At 56.4% G+C, this 17,518-nt stretch carries 14 protein-coding genes and 3 pseudogenes; all 17 read right to left on the bottom strand.

All coding sequences use genetic code 11. From position 1 onward, the window contains the following. Nucleotides 1-19: 19 nt before the first annotated feature. On the bottom strand, nucleotides 20-502 hold the full coding sequence (locus LIZ87_RS08145) for a hypothetical protein (protein WP_227146264.1): 483 nt from the start codon (nucleotides 500-502) through the stop codon (nucleotides 20-22). A 220-nt stretch (nucleotides 503-722) separates the two neighbouring features. After that, entirely contained in the window at nucleotides 723-1,286 is a 564-nt protein-coding gene (locus LIZ87_RS08140) for an MT-A70 family methyltransferase (protein WP_227146262.1), read from the bottom strand. Nucleotides 1,287-1,354: 68 nt separating this feature from the next. Continuing rightward, complete coding sequence (locus LIZ87_RS08135; RefSeq protein ID WP_227146260.1) at nucleotides 1,355-2,653, bottom strand: CD1107 family mobile element protein; 1,299 nt, start codon at nucleotides 2,651-2,653, stop codon at nucleotides 1,355-1,357. Continuing rightward, a complete protein-coding gene (locus LIZ87_RS08130) occupies nucleotides 2,640-2,945 on the bottom strand; it encodes a DUF4315 family protein (RefSeq protein WP_227146258.1) in 306 nt (101 codons plus the stop codon). Before LIZ87_RS08130 ends, LIZ87_RS08135 begins: the two co-directional genes overlap by 14 nt. Nucleotides 2,946-3,001: 56 nt before the next feature. Beyond that, nucleotides 3,002-3,391 (bottom strand): hypothetical protein, encoded by a 390-nt coding sequence (locus LIZ87_RS08125; protein WP_227146256.1) that lies wholly within the window; start codon nucleotides 3,389-3,391, stop codon nucleotides 3,002-3,004. 24 nt (nucleotides 3,392-3,415) lie between these two features. After that, a complete protein-coding gene (locus LIZ87_RS22555; protein WP_319638573.1) occupies nucleotides 3,416-5,335 on the bottom strand; it encodes a C40 family peptidase in 1,920 nt (639 codons plus the stop codon). Then, entirely contained in the window at nucleotides 5,328-7,709 is a 2,382-nt protein-coding gene (locus tag LIZ87_RS08115) for a VirB4-like conjugal transfer ATPase, CD1110 family (protein ID WP_442912186.1), read from the bottom strand. The genes LIZ87_RS22555 and LIZ87_RS08115 overlap by 8 nt, the downstream gene beginning before the upstream one ends. Then, complete coding sequence (locus LIZ87_RS08110) at nucleotides 7,651-8,124, bottom strand: PrgI family protein (protein WP_227146252.1); 474 nt, start codon at nucleotides 8,122-8,124, stop codon at nucleotides 7,651-7,653. The genes LIZ87_RS08115 and LIZ87_RS08110 overlap by 59 nt, the downstream gene beginning before the upstream one ends. Before the next feature lie 18 nt (nucleotides 8,125-8,142). After that, nucleotides 8,143-8,418: pseudogene (locus tag LIZ87_RS08105) on the bottom strand (VirB6/TrbL-like conjugal transfer protein, CD1112 family); the annotation flags it as partial. Between the two features lie 102 nt (nucleotides 8,419-8,520). Further along, a complete protein-coding gene (locus LIZ87_RS08100) occupies nucleotides 8,521-10,353 on the bottom strand; it encodes a reverse transcriptase/maturase family protein (protein WP_227146249.1) in 1,833 nt (610 codons plus the stop codon). 653 nt (nucleotides 10,354-11,006) lie between these two features. Further along, nucleotides 11,007-11,597: pseudogene (locus LIZ87_RS08095) on the bottom strand (VirB6/TrbL-like conjugal transfer protein, CD1112 family); the annotation flags it as partial. Nucleotides 11,598-11,606: 9 nt separating this feature from the next. Then, nucleotides 11,607-11,687, bottom strand: a pseudogene (locus LIZ87_RS08090) (Maff2 family mobile element protein); the annotation flags it as partial. Nucleotides 11,688-11,778: 91 nt separating this feature from the next. After that, nucleotides 11,779-13,443 carry a recombinase family protein gene (locus LIZ87_RS08085; RefSeq protein WP_227146246.1) on the bottom strand — a complete coding sequence of 555 codons (1,665 nt, stop codon included), beginning with the start codon at nucleotides 13,441-13,443 and terminating at the stop codon, nucleotides 11,779-11,781. Nucleotides 13,444-13,449: 6 nt separating this feature from the next. After that, entirely contained in the window at nucleotides 13,450-13,647 is a 198-nt protein-coding gene (locus LIZ87_RS08080) for a hypothetical protein (RefSeq protein ID WP_227146244.1), read from the bottom strand. 253 nt (nucleotides 13,648-13,900) lie between these two features. Further along, a complete protein-coding gene (locus LIZ87_RS08075) occupies nucleotides 13,901-15,199 on the bottom strand; it encodes a virulence-associated E family protein (RefSeq protein ID WP_227146447.1) in 1,299 nt (432 codons plus the stop codon). A gap of 13 nt (nucleotides 15,200-15,212) precedes the next feature. Next, nucleotides 15,213-15,860 carry a CHC2 zinc finger domain-containing protein gene (locus LIZ87_RS08070; RefSeq protein ID WP_227146242.1) on the bottom strand — a complete coding sequence of 216 codons (648 nt, stop codon included), beginning with the start codon at nucleotides 15,858-15,860 and terminating at the stop codon, nucleotides 15,213-15,215. A gap of 71 nt (nucleotides 15,861-15,931) precedes the next feature. Beyond that, nucleotides 15,932-17,518 (bottom strand): MobQ family relaxase, encoded by a 1,587-nt coding sequence (mobQ, locus tag LIZ87_RS08065; RefSeq protein WP_227146240.1) that lies wholly within the window; start codon nucleotides 17,516-17,518, stop codon nucleotides 15,932-15,934.

Genomic DNA, 17,518 nt, shown 5'->3' with positions numbered 1-17,518 from the left:
CCGCTAAAAATATGCTGTTCTATTGCAGTTCTTCCCAGGGTTCCAGCCCCATTTCCTCCCAGGTGACGCCATAGGGGGCGCCCCCGGAGGTGTATCCGGCGATATAAAAGAAGCGGTCATCCTGCTCCGGCAGCCGCTGCTGTTCCTGCGCCGCCAGCCTCGCCTTTTTCCGTTTCCGGGCGGCCCGCTTGATCGCCAGCTTCTCCGCCTCGGTTTTCTTCACCTTGGGCTTCGGCGGTTCCGGGAGGCCGTTCTTCTCGATCCGCTCCGCAAATCTGGCCTGCTTTTTCAGGAAAACATCATGGACCGTCTCATAGGACAGGCCCAGCCCATGTCCCTGTATCTTGGTGAAAGCCGTCTTTGCCAGCTTCTCCAGGTCAGCATCAGCGGGCATCCGCCCATGCTCCTTGTAATGGGCGCAGACCACGCCGAACATGACCTCGGATAACTTCTGTTTCTGTTTTGCTTTCAGGTCTTTCCATTCCCTTGCCCTTGCGCCCATACCCGTCACCTCCCGGCATTGCCGCACTCATTGTAGCATGGATACGGCGTATGCGCCATAACTATTTTGGAGGCCATACATATAGAGCAATGTCAGGCACATCCCCAGCATCAGGAGGACAAGGAACTCAAAAAACTTCCGGGGGTCGATACGCACAGCCACACCTCCTTAAAATGGGCGTGGGGCTGGCTCTTGCACCACCCCCACGCTCCATGCCCGGTCAACCGTTACGTCCTTCCATAGAAATATCACTGTTGACCTCGTTCCCCCAGACATCCCAGCCCTCCGGCTTTGTCCGGGCGAACAGCTCGATCCGGGGGACATCGCCCATGAGCCGGACGATGCGCTCCCGCGCCTCCTGGGGCTTTTTGCTGTGTTCCTCGATGTGGGAGAGGATCACCTGATGGACGCCGGCGGACACCCGGCTGGGGTTCCCCTTCGTGGCGAGGAGGCAGACCTCGGCGTTGGCCCGTGTCCAGTACCCCAGCCCCCAGAACAGGCTGTCCGCCTTTCTGTTCTGCTTGACCCAGACGAAAGCCGCCGTCTTGTAGGTGAAGCCCCAGCTATCCAGTACGGCCAGCCCCTCCCGCAGGCAGGGGAACGTCACCCACAGAAAAAGAGCGCAATCCTTATCCGCCAGCTCGCCCACGGGCAGGTCTTTGATGGCGTCGATGCCCATCGTGGGGTAGTGGTTCTCCGCACTGCGCCCCATCCCTTTGGCGGAATACGCCTTGAACTGCCACGGCGGGTCAGCATAGATCACACTGTACTTTTTCTTCTCCATAGCGCCTCCCAATGGCCGGAGGGCATGAAAAAAAGCGGCTCCCGCCGCCTTTCTCACGCGCCCCCGTCTTACACAGGTTCATCGTCCTCTGCGTCAAAACCGCCCCCGTCCTCATCGTCAGGGCCGGTGTCCTCCGGGAGGCCGTAGTCCTCCTCATCGTCCAGATAATCTGCGTCCGGGTCAGGCTTTGCCTGTTCCTTTTTCTTCCCCTTGAAGAACTTGGTATAGGCAAAGAAGCCGCCTCCGCCCAGGAGCGCCAGCACAAGGATAAGGGCGGGCAGGGGGTTCACCCTGGGCGCGGGTTTCTCCGCATCCGGCTCGTCCTCGCCGTCCCCATCCTCCGGGGGCTGGGTCTCAGCGGGCGGCTGGACCTCCGGCTCAGGCTTGGTGTACTTCGCCGCCGTGTCCTCGTCCATCAGGGCCAGCAGGTCCGCCTCGTCCACCAGGTTCAGGAAGTGGACAGTCTGCTCCCCCTCGTCATCCCGGTCGATGATGAGGTAGAAGGTGTTCCCGGCCTTTGTCACCAGCGTGATGAACTGCTTGCCGGAACCGTCCGCATGGGCCTCGTCATAATCGTCCACCAGCGTCAGGTTCCCGTCCGGGGTGAGGGCGGCGGAGGGAGGCTCTGCCGTGTCGGTACTCCCCATGCTCATCATCAGCAGGAGCATCATCATCAGGGTGTCCTCGTCAAAGCCGCCGCTTGTGTCAGGCGCATCCTGCCCCCCATCCGCAGGCGGGGCGGCAGGGGCCTCCTGTTCCGCCACATCCAGATAGTCCTTGTAGACATACCCGGTAGCCTCCGGGACCACGACCTCATACCAGTCGCCGCTCTCGCCAACGACCTCCACCTCCGTCCCCCGGAGCAGATGCCCGATCACTGAATGCTCCAGGCCGGAGCCGGAGCGGAGGTTCAGGTAGGTGTCGCTGCGGACATTGACTGTGCCGATGGTGACGGTCTCAGGCTCTGCCCCGGTGTCAGCATCCGCAGCAGTATCAGCGTCCCCGCTGGCATCAGCGGCGGCATCGGTATCCCCGCTGGCATCAGCGCCCATCAGGGCCTCCATGATCTGCTCCATGCCCTGGGCGGAAAAGGTGATCTTCCCGTCCTCACCGATGCTCACGCCCTCCGGCAGGACGACCTTTGTGCCAAGGGTGACGCCATCGGGCAGGGCGGGGCTGTCGGTCTCCGTGGCGTCCCCGTCCTCAGTGGCCCCGTCCGTTCCGGCGGGGGCGGTCTCCACGGCCTCCGTGGGAACGTCCCCGCTGGTGGGGTCCGGGGCAGCCTCCGCCGCAAAGCAGACGGCGGAGAGGTTGCCCATCATCAGAACGCCCGCCAGAAGGCCGGCGATCATGTTATTGATCTTCATGCTGTTCATCCTCCTTGATCTCAGAAATGTTGTTGTCACGGCCAGACAGCGTATCCGGCGCACCCGCCCCCGGCATGGCAGCCGGGGAGGGGAACAGCCCGTTTTGCAGGGCTTTCAGGACCGCCGCAAGCTGGTCCGGGGTCATGTTCTGCGCCCGCACCATCTCATGGATCTCCGTGTTCTCCTGCTGGATATACTTCTGGCAAAGCTCCTTGTACCGGGCATCCCACTGGTCGCGCTTTTCCTTTGCGCGGTCACGGTCCGCCCCGATCCTGTCCAGTTTCTCGCTCATATCCGCTCCTTTTGGTTGTGCCTGAAACGCCCGGAACGGGGATGCGGGTGTCCCCGCTATCTCTCCATACCGGGGGAGTGCCTCTCCTTTTTCGTTTCAGGCGGTTTCTGTGTTGCCGCCTTTCTCTCCGCAAGGTCCTTTATCACCGATGCCCGCCCTGCGGCCTCTTTCTCAGGAGCAAAAGCTTCCCACTCCTGTTCATCGCACAGCGCCTGCAAGCGGCCTTCCGCTGACGCGAGCATATCCTTCAGGATGGCTATCCGCTCCTCTATGCGGTCGGATGCGTCACTTGCGCCGCCGGTCTCCAGCATGAACCGCTCCAGGCTGTCTTTTTCGCTGGCGATATACTGTTCCAGCTCCTCGCACTCCGCCATAAGGCTCCCGATCGTATCATCAGGGTATGGCGCCTCCTGCGACTTGCGCTGGTCTTTCTCCATCTCGTCCATCTTGTCCATCACCGCCTTTCTGTTTTACCTGATGCGCCCGAAGCACAGGAAATGGCTCTGCCAGTAGTTACTTTCGGTACTGGCGTAGGAGATGGGATTTCCGCAGTGGATCATCATCCCATCGCCCACATAGATGCCCACATGGGTGGCGTCGCTGGGGTCCGGGGCGTCATAGGTGTGGTGGAAGAAGATCAGGTCTCCCGGCTTCGCCTGGTCGGGCGGGATGATGTCGCAGATATTTTTCAGTCCCTTTGCCCCCAGCCGCCCCACGTTCCAGCCGTTGCCGCAGTGGTTGATGACCCACGACACAAAGCCGGAGCAGTCAAAGGAGGTGGACGGGCTGGAGCCGCCCCAGACATACGGATAGCCCAGATACTTCTCCGCCTCGGTTATCATCCTGCGGAACCGCTCATCGGTCAGCGCCTCGCCGGGGATGTCATAATCCGTGTATTCGCCCTCGGCCACGCCGTACACATCCTCCCCGAACAGCTCCGAACGGTTGCCGCTGGTCGTCATCAGCACATCGTAGCGGTCGGCCTGCTCCGTTGTCAGCCCGGAGGCCCGGATCACCGCCCCCAGCCCCTTGTTCGTCAGCTTCACATTGAGGATATAATAGTTGTACGGCACTTCCACATCGTAGTCGTTGCCCTCGCTGTCCGTCCTTGTCTCTGTGCGGTATCGCACTTCCACCTCCGGCGTGAGGGTGAGGGTGTACTGCTGGGCGAACAGGCTTTGCAGGGTGCTTTGGACCTCCGCCCTGGTGTAGTCCTCAAACAGGACGGTGAGGTAGGAGGCCAGCTCATAGGGGTTGTGGCCGATCTCCGCCAGGTCGTAGCGGTACTCGTCATAGCCGGGGTGGGTGCTTTCGATATTGCTTATCTGACTATTCAGGGCGGTCTCCAGCGCGGAGTAATCCGCATCCGTCCCCGTGATGTCAGTGTCCTCCGCCGTATAGGAGGTCCCCAGCACAGCGTTCCCGCTCCCGGCGAACATGGCGGTACAGGAGGAGAACATCCCGGCGATGAGCATGATGAGCAGCCCCAGGGCGCCGGCGATGAGGATGGCTTTGGGATGCTCCTTCACGAACTCGATCCCTTTATCCACCACAGACTTCGTTCCCTCGGCGGTCTTTTTGCCGCCCTTCGCCGCCCCTGACGCCGATGCCCCGGCCCTGCCGCTGGCTTTGGCCTCCATATACCGCTTTTTCAGTTCCTGCTTCTGCCGCCACCTGGAGATGGGGTTGGAGGAGGGGCTGGGGTCATTGTGCCGCTCCCGCTGGTACAGGGCCTCCACATTGGCGTTGTCCGACTTCTTCTCCAGCCTCGCCGCCTTGTCGTACTGTCTCAGCTTGTGGCTGTACTGGCGGTTGTTCACGATGTTCCCGGTGTTCCGCACCGTGGACTCCCCGCTTTGCAGGGCGTCCGCGCCGGAGTTGCCCTCAGCCTCATTGTCCGAACGGCCCACAGCGTCCCGGACGGTGTTCCTTGCCGCATAGAGGGCAGCGGCGGGGGCGTTGACCGCCGCCCGGCCACCCACTCCCGGCTTCTGGGCAGTGACTTCCGTCACCTCGATGCGGAGCTTGTCCCTTGCGGCTTTCGTGGACTGGCGTTCCGGGCGCAGCTTATCCGAGAACCGCTCCGCGGTGGCCTCTACCTTGCCGCCCCTGGCGGTGGTGCGGGGCTTTCTTTTGGATGGGGCCTTTTCCTTTTCCCGGTCCGCCTTGGAGGACTGCCGGGACTGGTGGAGCTTATCCGACAGCCGCTCGTCCACGGCCTCGGCCCTGCCGCTGTCACGGGTGATACGCACACGCCTCTTTGTCGGGAGCTTCTCATTTGCCCGGTCCGCTTTATCGGCGGCTTTATCAGCCTTTTTCGCCGCCCTGCGGATGTCCCGGTCAGAAAGCTCATCCTCCGTAAAATGGAGGCGGTGCGCCTTGTCAGCCATTGTCCGCCTCCCGTTCCTTGACCTCCGTCAACTTGGTCGTCATGATCTTGTAGAGTTCCAGGTCGGTGGGGAAACGGTCCACAAAGGGCAGGATGACATTCCCGAAGAACAGCAGCCCCTCGCCCTCGCCGGAGTGGGTCACATAGGAGAGCTGGTGCGGGGAAATGTTGAGCTGTTTCGCCAGGATGGTGCGGTCGCCCGCCGCCTGGTTGAGCATGATGATGAAGTCGCTGTTCTCGAAGATGTTCTCCACTTCCCGGCTGGAGAGCAGGTCCTTCACATTCTGGGTGATGCCGGTGGGGATGCCGCCCCATTTCCTGAACCGTTTCCATATCTCCACGGAGTAGGCCGCCGTCTGCTCCTCTTTGAGCAGAAGGTGGAACTCATCCATAAAGTACCGGGTGGCCTTGCCCGCGCTGCGGTTCTGGGTCACGCGCCCCCACACCTGGTCCTGCACCACCAGCATCCCGATCTTCTTCATCTGCTTGCCCAGGTCCTTGATGTCGAAGCAGACGATGCGGTTCTCGATGTCCACATTGGTGCGGTGGTTGAAGATGTTGAGCGACCCGGTGACATAGATCTCCAAAGCGGTCGCCACATGGCGGGCCTCCTTTTCCTCCTGCTTTAAGAGCGCCTCATAGAGGTCCTGCAAGAGGGGCATATTCTCCGGCGCGGGGTTCTCAAAATACTTCTGGTATATCTGGTGGACGCAGCGGTCGATGACCGTTTTCTCCACGGGCTGGAGGCCCTCCTTGCCGCCTACCACCAGCTCACAGAGGGAGAGGATGAAGTCGGCTTTCAGGGCGATGGGGTTGTCCTCCTCAGAGTAGTTCAGATTGATGTCCATCGGGTTGACATACTGCGTACTGGACGGGCTGATCCTGATGATCTGCCCGTTGAACCGCTGGACAAGGGGCGCGTACTCCGCCTCCGGGTCACAGATGATGACATCATCGTCCGACACCAAAAAGGCGTTGGCGATCTCCCGCTTGGCGGCGAAGGACTTGCCGGAGCCGGGAGTGCCGAGGATGAGGCCGTTGGGGTTCTTCAGGGACTTCCTGTCCACCATGATGAGGTTGTTGGAAAGGGCGTTCAGGCCGTAGTAGAGGGACTCCTTCCGGTCCTGGAACAGCTCCTGCGTGGTGAACGGGATGAAGATGGCGGTGGAGCTGGTGGTGAGGCCCCGCTGTATCTCGATGAGGTTCTGCGCCAGCGGCAGGGAGGACATCAGGCCCTGCTCCTGCTGGAAGTCCAGCCGCCGCAGGACGCAGTTGTGCTTCTGGGCGATGCTCTGGGACTGGAACACGTTGGTCTCCAGCTCCTGCTCGGTGCGCCCGGTGTTCATCACCAGGAATGTCACCATGAACATCCGCTCGTTCTGGCTCTGCAATTCCTTTAAGAGCGCCTTGGCGTCCTTTCCGTAGGTGGCGAGGTCGGAGGGGATGATGTCGATGTCGTACCCGGCGCGGACCGCCTTTTTCTGTTCCTCGATCTTGCTGCGGTCCAGCTCCGTGATGGTGTGCTTCACCGTCTTGATGGCCTTGTTCTGGTCGATGGACTGGATGTGCATGGTGACGATCTGGCTGGAGTCCACATCCAGGATGTCCGCCAGCATCCGGTCGCTGATGTCCGAGGCCGTGATGGACAGGAACGACATGGCCCCGTACATATCCCCCACCTGGAAGGTGCGCCGGCCCTTGAAGGCAAAGGCGGCGGGGGCGATGAAGTCCTTCACGGACAGCCCGGACTCCACCAGCCATTTCCACTCAAAGGCGAACGGCTCACGCTCCCCCATGTGGAACATGGAGTGCATCAGGCGCAGGCGCTCCTTCCCGTTCAGCACCGTGGCGGTCACGCCGATGCGCTTGAAGTTGTTGAGCAGGTCCGTCTCCACATGGTCCAGCCGGGGCTTCGCCTGCCGCATGGACGCCGCCTCGATGCCGAAGGTCAGGTACTTCGCCTTGGTGAGGCCGTTGTTGCCCCTGGCAAGCTGGCTTTTCAGCATCTGGCTGTACTCCGCCCGCACACTGTCAAAGGCGTCCCCCGCCGGCGGGATGCGGACGGACTTCTCGAAGCTCTCCGCATCGGTCGCCATGTTCATGAAGGACAGCTCAAAGTGGATGGAGCTGTCGAAGAAGTTGAGGAAGCTGCACCACTCCTCAAAGATGGCGGTCTTGTCCTCCTGCTGGGCGAGCTGGTAGTTGATGTCGTTGAACTGGACGGTCTTGGTGTAGTAGTTGTCTGTCACACGGCAGATGCCGTCCGGGAACATCCGCTGGAACGGGATGGACTGCTGGGCGGTGCGGGGAGTGCCGTCATCCCTGCGGGCCTTCTCGATGATGGCCCTGATCTGCTTTTTTTCCGCTTTCGTCAGGCTTGCGGGAAGGGCGATGGGGTCCGCTTTCCCGCGCCCGCCTTTCTGCGTTCTGAACAATGGCCTGTACCTCCTTTTCCACTTGGTCCTGCCGCATGAGGGCAGAGTAATAGTTGTTGGTCGCATAGGGGCGCACCTTCGGGCGGATGAACTTCGCCTGGATGAAGTGCCGCGCCACCACCTCCAGCGGCTGCCCGTCCTTCTCATACATGGCGAGGAAGAACAGCGGGAGCATGAGGACGATCATCCCCATGACGGCGAGGCTGGTGTTGCCGGAACGCTTCATCAGGAAGAACGCCGGGACGCCGATGAGCGCCGCCGCCCCAAAGCAGGCAAGCTGCCGTTTCGTCAGCCCAAAGAACACCTTGGACTTTACCCGCGTGAGGTCGCGGGGGATAGAGATATACGCTGCCATGAAAACCTCCTTTCCCGGTCAATGGGCGTTCAGCACACTCCGGGCAAGGCCCCCGGTCTTGAACAGGGTGAACACTAAAAGGACGGTGTACCCCACGACGCCCCAGAGGGAGGCGACTATATCCGAAGTGAACGAGATGGACTGTATCAGCACAGCGTAGATGCCGACACAGATCATGATGAGGAAGCCCTGGAAACCGAGGGCGAACAGGGAGCGGAGGTAGTTCTGCCCGGTCTGGCTCTGCTCCCGGCTGCCGAAGGTGGACAGCGGGATGGGCGCAAGGCTCGTCATCAGTAGGGTAAGAACCCGACGCCTTGCCATATTGCTATGGCAGGTTTCCGAGAACTCCCCTCCGAACCGGACTTACACCTCTCGATGTATCCGGCTCTCCAGATGTCAGTCTAACTTTCCTGCGTGTAACTTATCGTGACAGTCAATGCAGAGTGCCATTGTCTTGCGCTTACGCCCAATCATGGCGATTTCCCATTGTTTTCTGCCACTTAAATCTTTGAGTTTTCGTATATGGTGTATTTCAAGCGGCACATTCTCTGCGCCACACCACTCACACCTGTTTGCTTGCAGTCTTTTTATAAGGCTATTACGCCCATAATTCTCAAAAATTCTTGCTACTATATCAGGATTTCTGCTTTCTACTTTAGTGTCCCGGCGGAACCCATTATTGTAAAACAGTACCTTTCCGACCTTGCCGTTTTTCTTCGGATATTCCACAACAAAATCTTTTCCTTGACGGTACTTGCGGATAATTCTGCTGATTCGTGTCCGATATTTTCCAGCAAAGGTTTTGAGCATACTGTATCTCATTACATAGTAGAAGTTATTGAGTACAGACACGTTGTTTGCAAGTCGGTAGTAGTTATACAATCCACGAATTTCTGCGTTGTACTGGTTTAGGATTTCCAAATCGTCCAAGTGCAACAGGCGAGTGCGCCGGACAGGTTCCCAAACCTCTTTGTTTCCATTTTGTTTGTCATATTTAATCTTGAGGGCATTGTAGGAGAACAGTCGTTTTACCCACTTATCATGGGGAACATAGAGCAAGACTTTTCCATTGTTTACCCGTCTGGTAGCCCCGGTTTTGGTCTTTTTGTTGTATTCGCCTTTGGCGATTGTGACCTCATATCCCAAGAACTTCGCAGAGTCATGCCCATGAGTAATCAATGTCTTTTCCTCGGACATTTCCAGATGGAGTTTGTCCCGGATAAAGCAGCCTACATCTTGTTTAATCTGTTCTGCGTCCTCTTTGCTGCCGATAACTCCGATTAAGAAATCATCGGCGTATCGGATATAGCAAAGCCGTTTATAGCTATCGTCCATCTGGTCGCTATACGGTATAGATTTCAGACTACGCCGCAGTTCCCGGATTTCTGCAATTAAGCCCTCTTTTTCTTCCACGCTCATTTTAGAGATATTTCTTTTAAGCCTTTGTTCTTTCCCCCGGCAGGCATCCAATTTCTTCTTGAACGCAGGATTGATTTTACGGCGGTTTCCGCAGTTGAATTTCTCTGCATACTCTGCCATATAACTGTCCAGTTCGTTCATGTAGATGTTTGCAAGGATGGGGCTGATGATGGAGCCTTGCGGAGTGCCGGAATAAGTATTGTGATAATTCCAATCCTCCATATATCCGGCTTTCAAGAACTTCCAGAGCAGACCGATGAAATGTTCGTCTGCAATCCGCTTTCGCAAAATAGCAATCAACACATGATGGTCTACGTTGTCAAAACAGCCCTTTATATCTCCCTCAACGAACCACTTTGTCCCCGTAAAATATTTCTGCACATATTTGAGTGCCGTATGACAGCTTCTGTTTATACGGAAACCGTGGGAATAATCGCTAAAGGTTGGCTCATAAATACTCTCTAAGATGAGCCGCACCACCTCCTGTATCAGTTTATCGTCGAATGACGGTATCCCCAGAGGACGCATTTTCCCATTGGATTTCGGGATATACGTTCTCCTTGCCGGGTTAGGCTGATAACTAAAATCCCGCATCTTTTCAATGAGGGCGTTTATCCTTGCCATTCCCATTCCGTCAATGGTTTTGCCGTCTGTTCCGGCTGTCATGTTGCCTGGTTTCGCCTGTATCCGCTGATATGCCAGCAGATAGAATTGTGGATTGTACAGGTTGCGGTATAACCGCTCGTACTTGTAACTCTTGTTACACGCCTTGGATTTTAGGCTTTCCAACACATTTTCAGGACTTCTCATAATGCCTCACGCACCTTTCCTTTTTATGAATTGGTTAACATCCTGCCTCCCTTCGCCGTGTAGACGGCTTTCCCGCCCTCAGACTACTACGGAGACTCCGTTGCCATGCCGGATATTCAGCGTCATCTTTCTTGGGTTTTTACCCCTTGAAATTTATCGCCTTGCGGCATTACGCATAGCCGGATAGTTCCGGCGTTCCGGTTTAGGCAATCTCCAGTTAGACACTTTGGGAAAAGCGTATTGTGATGTCGGTAGTGGGTTTTCGTCCTTTTCCGCTTACTGCGGCTGGCTGTCATAAGTATCGTGCGGTCTGTGTTTACCTGTCACATTCCGCTATGACATACGGCGAATACAACCATCCTGCGCCGCCGGGTCGAGTATCCCGCTTCGGACTGCCCTTAAAGCAGTTTAGCCTTGCTCCTCATTCACAATGTTGCGTCTTGCCGCTCAGTCGTGGGTAGATGGTTTTCCCAACTTGCGATTTTTCCGATACGCTATTGTCCCCCTTGTGGTTTCCCTCCGGGGTAAATCGGATGACGCTAAAGTGACGCTTTTCACGTCTTTGATACTTTTCTTTACCGGCTTGCTAAAGCCGGGTTCCCAAAATGCCCGCACACCGCCTTTGGATGAAAAGCGGCGCTTCTGGACGCGCAATATATTTCAATCATTCTTCCGTACACCAGAACGAAAATGATGATCCCCATGATCTGCATGGTCAGCCCGATTACAGAGGACTGGAGCCACAGGCCAAGGAGCGGCCCCAAGTCCATGCCCTCCAGCGTGGTTTCCAGCTCCGCCAGCATATCCGGCGTAATGTCGGTGGAGCCTTGGATGAGCCCCGCCGCATCCGCAATCACGCTCTGCGACACATCGAACACCGCCATGACAATATCAAAGGTGTTGGAAAGAATGAGGATGGCACAAGCGGTTTTGAATACCCATTTGTAGATATTCGCCACATCAAACTCGTGCATATTGTTCTTTTCCAAAAGCATCTGTATCAGCTCGTAGGTGGCAACAAAGGTCAGCACCAATCCGGCAATCGGCAGGATTACCGTTTCGGAAAGCTGGCGGATGAGGGAGAAAACCCCGGCGTTCCATGCCGCCGGGGTAGTCCCTACCTGTACCGCAATCTCTCCGACTTTGGCATTGACGGTATCAAAGAGCCCTTCGAGGTTCCCCATGATGCCGCTGATCAACAGCTCTTTCAGCCAGTTCGTGAGCCAGTCGGTGAGAAAATCCATAAGCCCTCCTTAGAACAAGCCAGACAGCAGAGGGATCAGCGTGGTTCCCAAAAGGATGATGCCGCCGCCAGCCATGAGCTGTTTCATACCCAAATAGGTGTAGGAAACCGGCTCGATGGCGGGCGGCGGCGTGTCAAGAAATATCTATGGAGTTTTTTTAGAACCGCCCCGGCGGGGCAGGTCAGGCTGTGACCTGCTCCACTTCCGGGAGGGGTTTGAGATTAAAATGAATTTCGATAGAAATGTGTCTTGTTTTATCGCTGTCTATGCTCTCATGGACAACGATTTCTTTAATCAGGCGATTAAGGGTAGCTGCGTCCAGTTCCGTGATGTCGGCGTATTCCTGAATGGCTTCTACCCACTGGCGGGCGTCATACGCAAGCCGGATTTCATCGGCCAGCTTCTTCCGGCCTTCCTCAACCCTTGCTTTCAACTCGGCCTGTTCCTTCTGCGTCTTTTCCATCAGCAGATTGAAGTTCGCTTCGCTGATACGTCCGGCAACCATGTCCTCATACAGCCGCAGAACCATCTTTTCCAGAACATCAATGCGTTCCTCGTCTTTGGCAAGGGAGCGTTCCAACGCTTCCCGCTGGCCTTTCTGCTCGGCTTCGCAGGTGTCGGACAGCTTCCCGGCAACGGCTTCCCCGTCCATCAGGGCGGCTCTGGCGCACTCCCGGATTTTGTTCAGTACAAGCCGGTACAGGGTGTCGTATTCAACCCGGTGTTGGGAACAGTGCTGTTTCCCGTAGGCATTGTAGGTCTTACAGGAATAAATCTGCTTCGGGTGCTTCTCATTGGTGTAGCGGATTGTCAGCGACTTCCCGCACTCGCCGCATTTGATAAGCCCCGCAAACAGGCTGATTTCCCCGGTCTGGCGGGGGCGCTGCCGGGATTTCAGCTTGCGCTGCACGATGTCAAAGGTCTTGCGGTCAACAAGCGGCTCATGCTGGTTCTCCACGACAATCCATTCCTCCGGCTTTTTCTCCCCGATGGTGCCGATTTTGAAGCGGTATTCCTTCTTCTGGGAAGCGATAGCGCCGGTGTAGACGGGGTTCATCAGGATGTCCTTAATCACGGAGAAGTCCCAGATATACCGCCCGTTTACCGGGTCTTTCTTTTCACACTTGGTTGACACGTTCCGCAGCCCCCGTACCCGATTCCAGTAGGTCGGGCAGGGGATTTTTTCTTCTTCCAGCCTGCGCCGGATGTAGTTGGGGCCGTGTCCTTCCAGCGCCCATGCAAACAGACGCCGGACAATGGGAGCCGTTTCCTCGTCAATCAGCAGGTGGTTTTTGTCCTCCGGGTCTTTCTGGTAGCCGAAGGGGGCAAGGCAGCCGGTAAACTGGCCTTTCTGGGCTTTCAGCAGATAAGAGGAATGAACCTTCTTGGAAATGTCCTTGCTGTACATCTCGTTGAGGATGTTCTTGAACGGCGCAATGTCGTTGTTGTCCCGCATGGTGTCGATACCGTCATTCATAGCGATATACCGGACGCCGTGGCGGGGGAAGAAATCTTCAATCAGGAAGCCGGTCTGCAAGTAATTCCTGCCTAACCTCGATAAATCTTTCGTTATCACAAGGTTGGCCTGCCTGCGCTCGATGGCTTTCAACATCCGTTTCAGGTCGGGGCGCTCCATGTTCAGCCCCGTGTAGCCATCGTCCTGATAGATTGCAACAACCTCCCATCCCTGCTTCTCGCAGTAGGTTTCCAGCATATCCCGCTGGTTTGCAATGCTGGCGCTCTCCCCGTCAAGGTCATCGTCCTTGGAAAGCCTGCAATAGATGGCCGCCCGGAAGCTGCCTGCCAGTATTGCGTCCATGCCTGTATATTCCATTCCGTTCATCATAACCGTTTACCCGCACAATCCAGACGGAACACGGTCACTCTGAACCTTGCCTTTATTATACTCTAAATCTTGTGTTTTCGCAAGATATTCTTTATCATTTCTCTGGCTGTATTTCTGTGCAATCAGGCTCACGAAAACGTCCGTAGCGTCCAGTTCGCCGTCAAATACTGTTGTGACATGGATTTCAGTTTTGCTTTTTGCCATAGGCAGTTACCTCCATAAATGAAATAAGCCAGACAGGAGAAGGTCGGCAACGAAGTCCGGCAACGGGCTTCAAAAAACCTCGAAAACAATCTCTGTCTGGCGGGTTATTGTTTATTTACTTTTTCTTTTATTTTTCTGTTGCTTTGGTTGTCAGAGGGGAGAAAAGCCCGCAGTTATGGGCTTTTTCCCGGCAACCGGCTCGGCAACGGGATAGCAACGGGGTCGGCAACCGGCTGTGGTTTCCCCGGATTTTTCAGAAGGGAAGTTCCATCTGCTCGGTCACTTCCACAAATCCGTCCGGCGTTTTTTCACGCCCGTTGTCAGCGCCCGTTGCCGGGGCTTCCCGTTCCCAGCCCTTTTGCCTGCCATATCCTTCAAATATCCGAGGATTGGAGAAATACTTCCATCCCGTGATACAGTGGTTCATGATGTCGTTGACTTCCCGGATTTCCCATTGCTTCGGCTCGTCAAAGGGGTGGTTCAGGGCTTCCTTGAAAAGCTGCTTGGAGCATACGGCGCTGCCGGTGTAGCGGTCAAGGTACGCCTGTATCATCCCGGCCTTGGTGTCCTCCGGCATGAAATCCCGCTGGTGTTCTTTGAGGTACTGTATCATTTCGGGTGTAAAAGACAGCTTAAAATCGCCGTTTTTGTAGGTTGTCATGGCTTCCGCCCATACCTGTTCGATATAGGCTCTGGAAGCGGCTTCATCGTCCAAAATGTGTACCTCGGCCTGTCCGGGGTAGACCATGACCGGCAGGAAGCGCCGGTTCCCGGAACGGTCAAGGGGCAGGAAGTCCAACGCATTGGAAGTCCCGCCAAACACGCATTGCCGCAGCCTGTCCTCCGGGTGGGTTTCATAGGGGATTTTATAGACCTCCTTCTGGCGGCTGAGGAAAGACTTGATTTCCTCTATGCTCTTGGCGTTGGCGGTGGCAATCATCTCCGACATTTCAATTATCCAGTGGCCTTGTAGCTTGCGATACACGTTATCATCGTCCAGCTTCCGCAAATCATCGGAAAACCACTCGTCTTTTACGGCCAGCAGCCGAAAGAAGGTGGATTTCCCGGCTCCCTGACCGCCAACCAGACAGAGCATGACCTCAAACTTACAGCCGGGGCAGAAAGCCCGGTGGATGGCTCCCAGCAGGAACAGCCGCAGGGAATGGTAAGTGAAGTTGTCCGTATCGGCTCCCAGAAAGTGCCGCAGGCAGTAGCGGATACGCTCTTTCCCGTCCCAGACAAGTCCGTTCAGGTAGTCCCGGATGGGATGGTAGCTGTTGGCGTCTGCGGCCAGATCGGCGGCGTCTGCTATCTTTTTCTCGCTTGTCAGGCCGTAGGTATCTTCCAGATACAGCCGGATATATTTCATATCCGTGTCGGTCAGGGCTTTGCTGCCGGTTCTGTGTTTCCTGCCGATGGGCTTTAGAAGGTCAATGCGCTCGGTCAGGAGATTTTTTGCAACCGCCCCGGAAAGAATGGGGTCATACTGGAACACGGTCAGGCAGTTGTGGATACTGTTCCGCACGCCGCCTTTCTCGGTGCCCTCCAGCATGGCCTTGACTTCCTCAACGCTCCGGGGCGGGGGTGCGGCTTCGATGGTGTCCGTCACGGCCTGCCGCAGTTCGGGCGGCAAGGTCTGCCATTCTCCGCTCAAGGTTCCTCACTTCCTTTCCGTAGCTGGCAATCAGGGCAGCCCGTTCCCCTATGTCGGAGAACAGCAGCACATCCAGCAGATATTCCACATGGGATTGTTTCTGCAAGGCTTCCACGAAAAGCGGGTGCCATTCTTCCTCCGGCGTCTTGGGGGCATAGTCCCGCTTCCAGCGGCGCAGCAGATTGTGATAGTCGGACAGTACCCGGAAACCGTGGCGCTCCATGCGCTTAAATTGCTGTTCCGGGCTTTCCTTCCGGGGATTTCGCTTCGGGCGGCTCCTGCTTGGTGGCTCCTTATCCTCATAGGGGATGGAGAAGTCCTGCGCCAGCATGAGGGCGGCTTCCTTGGGGCTGACGTTTTCCAGACGGGAAACAAAGTCAATCACATCCCCGTCTGCCTGACAGCCGAAACAATGGAAGCGCCGGTCAACCTTCATGCTGGGGTTTTTATCGTCATGGAAAGGGCAGGCGCACATCCCGTTTCTTCCTACCCGGATACCGTAATGCTCGGCGGCCTGCCGGGTGGTAACAGACTGCTTTACGGCTTCAAATACGTTCAATAGGCAAATCCTCCTGAAAATAAGAAAAGCGCCTGTCATTCTCACGGGGAAAATGGCAAGCGCCTGATTGGTTAAAGTTCCATATCCTGTTTTTGCTGGCGGCGGGGCTGCTGGCGTTTCTCTGCCTGTTCCTCCCGGATACGCTGCTCCCGGCCTTTGACTGCCTGCTGGATGGACGGTTTCTTTCCCGGCTCTGCGGTCTGGCGGTACTGCTCGGATGGCAAAACCTGATTGAGCCAGTGGCGCACATCCCGCAAAATCTTTACATCCTCCTGTACGGCAGTCAGCGCTTCCGTCTTGGAAGCGATATTCTCTGAAAGCTGTGCCTGTTCCCCGGCCAGCTTCTTTGTGCTGTACTTCGCCCCATCAAGGTGAACCTTGAAATACCGCAGGGCAGCGTTGTAGGCGTCCAGTTCCTCCTTATGGTCGGCGGCATATTTCTCCTTGGGTTTCTTCCAGCGGATAGCGGCATATTTCGCATGAACCGGCTTGTTCGCTTCAAAGTTCCCGATATGGAAAAGCAGCCGGTCAATCTCTTTTACACGCTTCTCCATCGGCTTGATTTCCTCACGGATGGAAACGGCCTGTGCGCTGGCTTCATCCAGATAGGCGTCAAGGCTCTCTACGGTGGAAATCTCTTTCTTCCGCAGGAAGTCAAGGGCTTCCATGACCTTGTTGAAATCTTCAACGGTTCCCTTTAGCTTTCCCTTGGAAGTCCAGCCGGTACGTTCCTCGCTCCGTTTATCCAGATACCGGGAAAGCAGTTCGGGGATGGTCGGTTCCTTTGCCTGTTCCAGTGCTTCCAGCAACGCCGCCTTTTTCTCTTTCAGGCCGGACAGCCAGCCCTTTAAGCTGCGTACCATCTGCCGGATAGACTGCATGAGGGAATTGGCGGCTTTGATGTCCCGGTTCAGGTTGCCGATGTTGGTCTGTATGCCTTTCTTCTCCAACTGGCTGACCGCTGGCCCCATGTGGACGGTGGGGATTTTATCAATCCCCTGTCGGGCATAAGAACGAAGGTCAAGGCGCTCCGGGCTGCCGATGGCTTCCAGATAGCGGTTCGCCGTGTCAGCCCAGCCCTGCCGCCATATCTCGGCGTACTTCTGGTCGTTCCAGTCCACGGTGTCCTCCTTGTGGCTTTTCCATCTGCCGGACGCAAGCCGGATACGCTCGCCGTTCTCGTCAAGGTCGTAGACCTTCCGGCTTTTAGGGAGCCATTTTCCGGTTTCGTCCATCGCCCGCATGGTAAGAAGGATGTGGGCGTGGGGATTTCCGTCCCCCTTGTCATGGATGGCAAAGTCGGCAATCATGCCCTTGGAAACGAAAAACTCCCGGCAGTAGTCCCGGATAAGGTCGGCGTACTGTTCCGGGGGAAGTTCCCTCGGTATGGCAAGCACGAACCTCCGGGCAAGCTGGGAGTTCCATTGTTTTTCTATGGCTTCGGCGGCGTTCCACAAGGTATTCCGGTCTGCGTACTCCGGCGGGGCATGGGGCGGCAGCATGATTTCGGTGTGGACGATTTCGCTTTTATGGGAATAGTATTTCTGTTTCTGGTCGTATTCGGAAAACAGCCGTTCCCCGCTCTGATAGGCGGCAGACGCAAGATAACGTATAATTAGTTTCGCAAATTCAATTTCATAAAAATAGACATGGTCTAT

This window comes from Lacrimispora sp. 210928-DFI.3.58, assembly GCF_020554865.1.
Classification (GTDB): domain Bacteria; phylum Bacillota; class Clostridia; order Lachnospirales; family Lachnospiraceae; genus Enterocloster.
The sequence above is the reverse complement of the archived record's forward strand: the minus strand, read 5'-3'. Positions and strand labels throughout refer to the sequence as shown.

What these genes read in the sequence shown, in the direction of transcription:
- LIZ87_RS08140 (WP_227146262.1), bottom strand. Translation starts at nt 1,286, where the DNA reads ATGGAGAAGAAAAAGTACAGTGTGATCTATGCTGACCCGCCGTGGCAG.
- LIZ87_RS08075 (WP_227146447.1), bottom strand. Translation starts at nt 15,199, where the DNA reads ATGCTGGAGGGCACCGAGAAAGGCGGCGTGCGGAACAGTATCCACAAC.
- LIZ87_RS22555 (WP_319638573.1), bottom strand. Translation starts at nt 5,335, where the DNA reads ATGGCTGACAAGGCGCACCGCCTCCATTTTACGGAGGATGAGCTTTCT.
- LIZ87_RS08080 (WP_227146244.1), bottom strand. Translation starts at nt 13,647, where the DNA reads ATGGCAAAAAGCAAAACTGAAATCCATGTCACAACAGTATTTGACGGC.
- LIZ87_RS08145 (WP_227146264.1), bottom strand. Translation starts at nt 502, where the DNA reads ATGGGCGCAAGGGCAAGGGAATGGAAAGACCTGAAAGCAAAACAGAAA.
- LIZ87_RS08135 (WP_227146260.1), bottom strand. Translation starts at nt 2,653, where the DNA reads ATGAAGATCAATAACATGATCGCCGGCCTTCTGGCGGGCGTTCTGATG.
- LIZ87_RS08100 (WP_227146249.1), bottom strand. Translation starts at nt 10,353, where the DNA reads ATGAGAAGTCCTGAAAATGTGTTGGAAAGCCTAAAATCCAAGGCGTGT.
- LIZ87_RS08110 (WP_227146252.1), bottom strand. Translation starts at nt 8,124, where the DNA reads ATGGCAGCGTATATCTCTATCCCCCGCGACCTCACGCGGGTAAAGTCC.
- LIZ87_RS08125 (WP_227146256.1), bottom strand. Translation starts at nt 3,391, where the DNA reads ATGGACGAGATGGAGAAAGACCAGCGCAAGTCGCAGGAGGCGCCATAC.
- LIZ87_RS08085 (WP_227146246.1), bottom strand. Translation starts at nt 13,443, where the DNA reads ATGATGAACGGAATGGAATATACAGGCATGGACGCAATACTGGCAGGC.
- LIZ87_RS08130 (WP_227146258.1), bottom strand. Translation starts at nt 2,945, where the DNA reads ATGAGCGAGAAACTGGACAGGATCGGGGCGGACCGTGACCGCGCAAAG.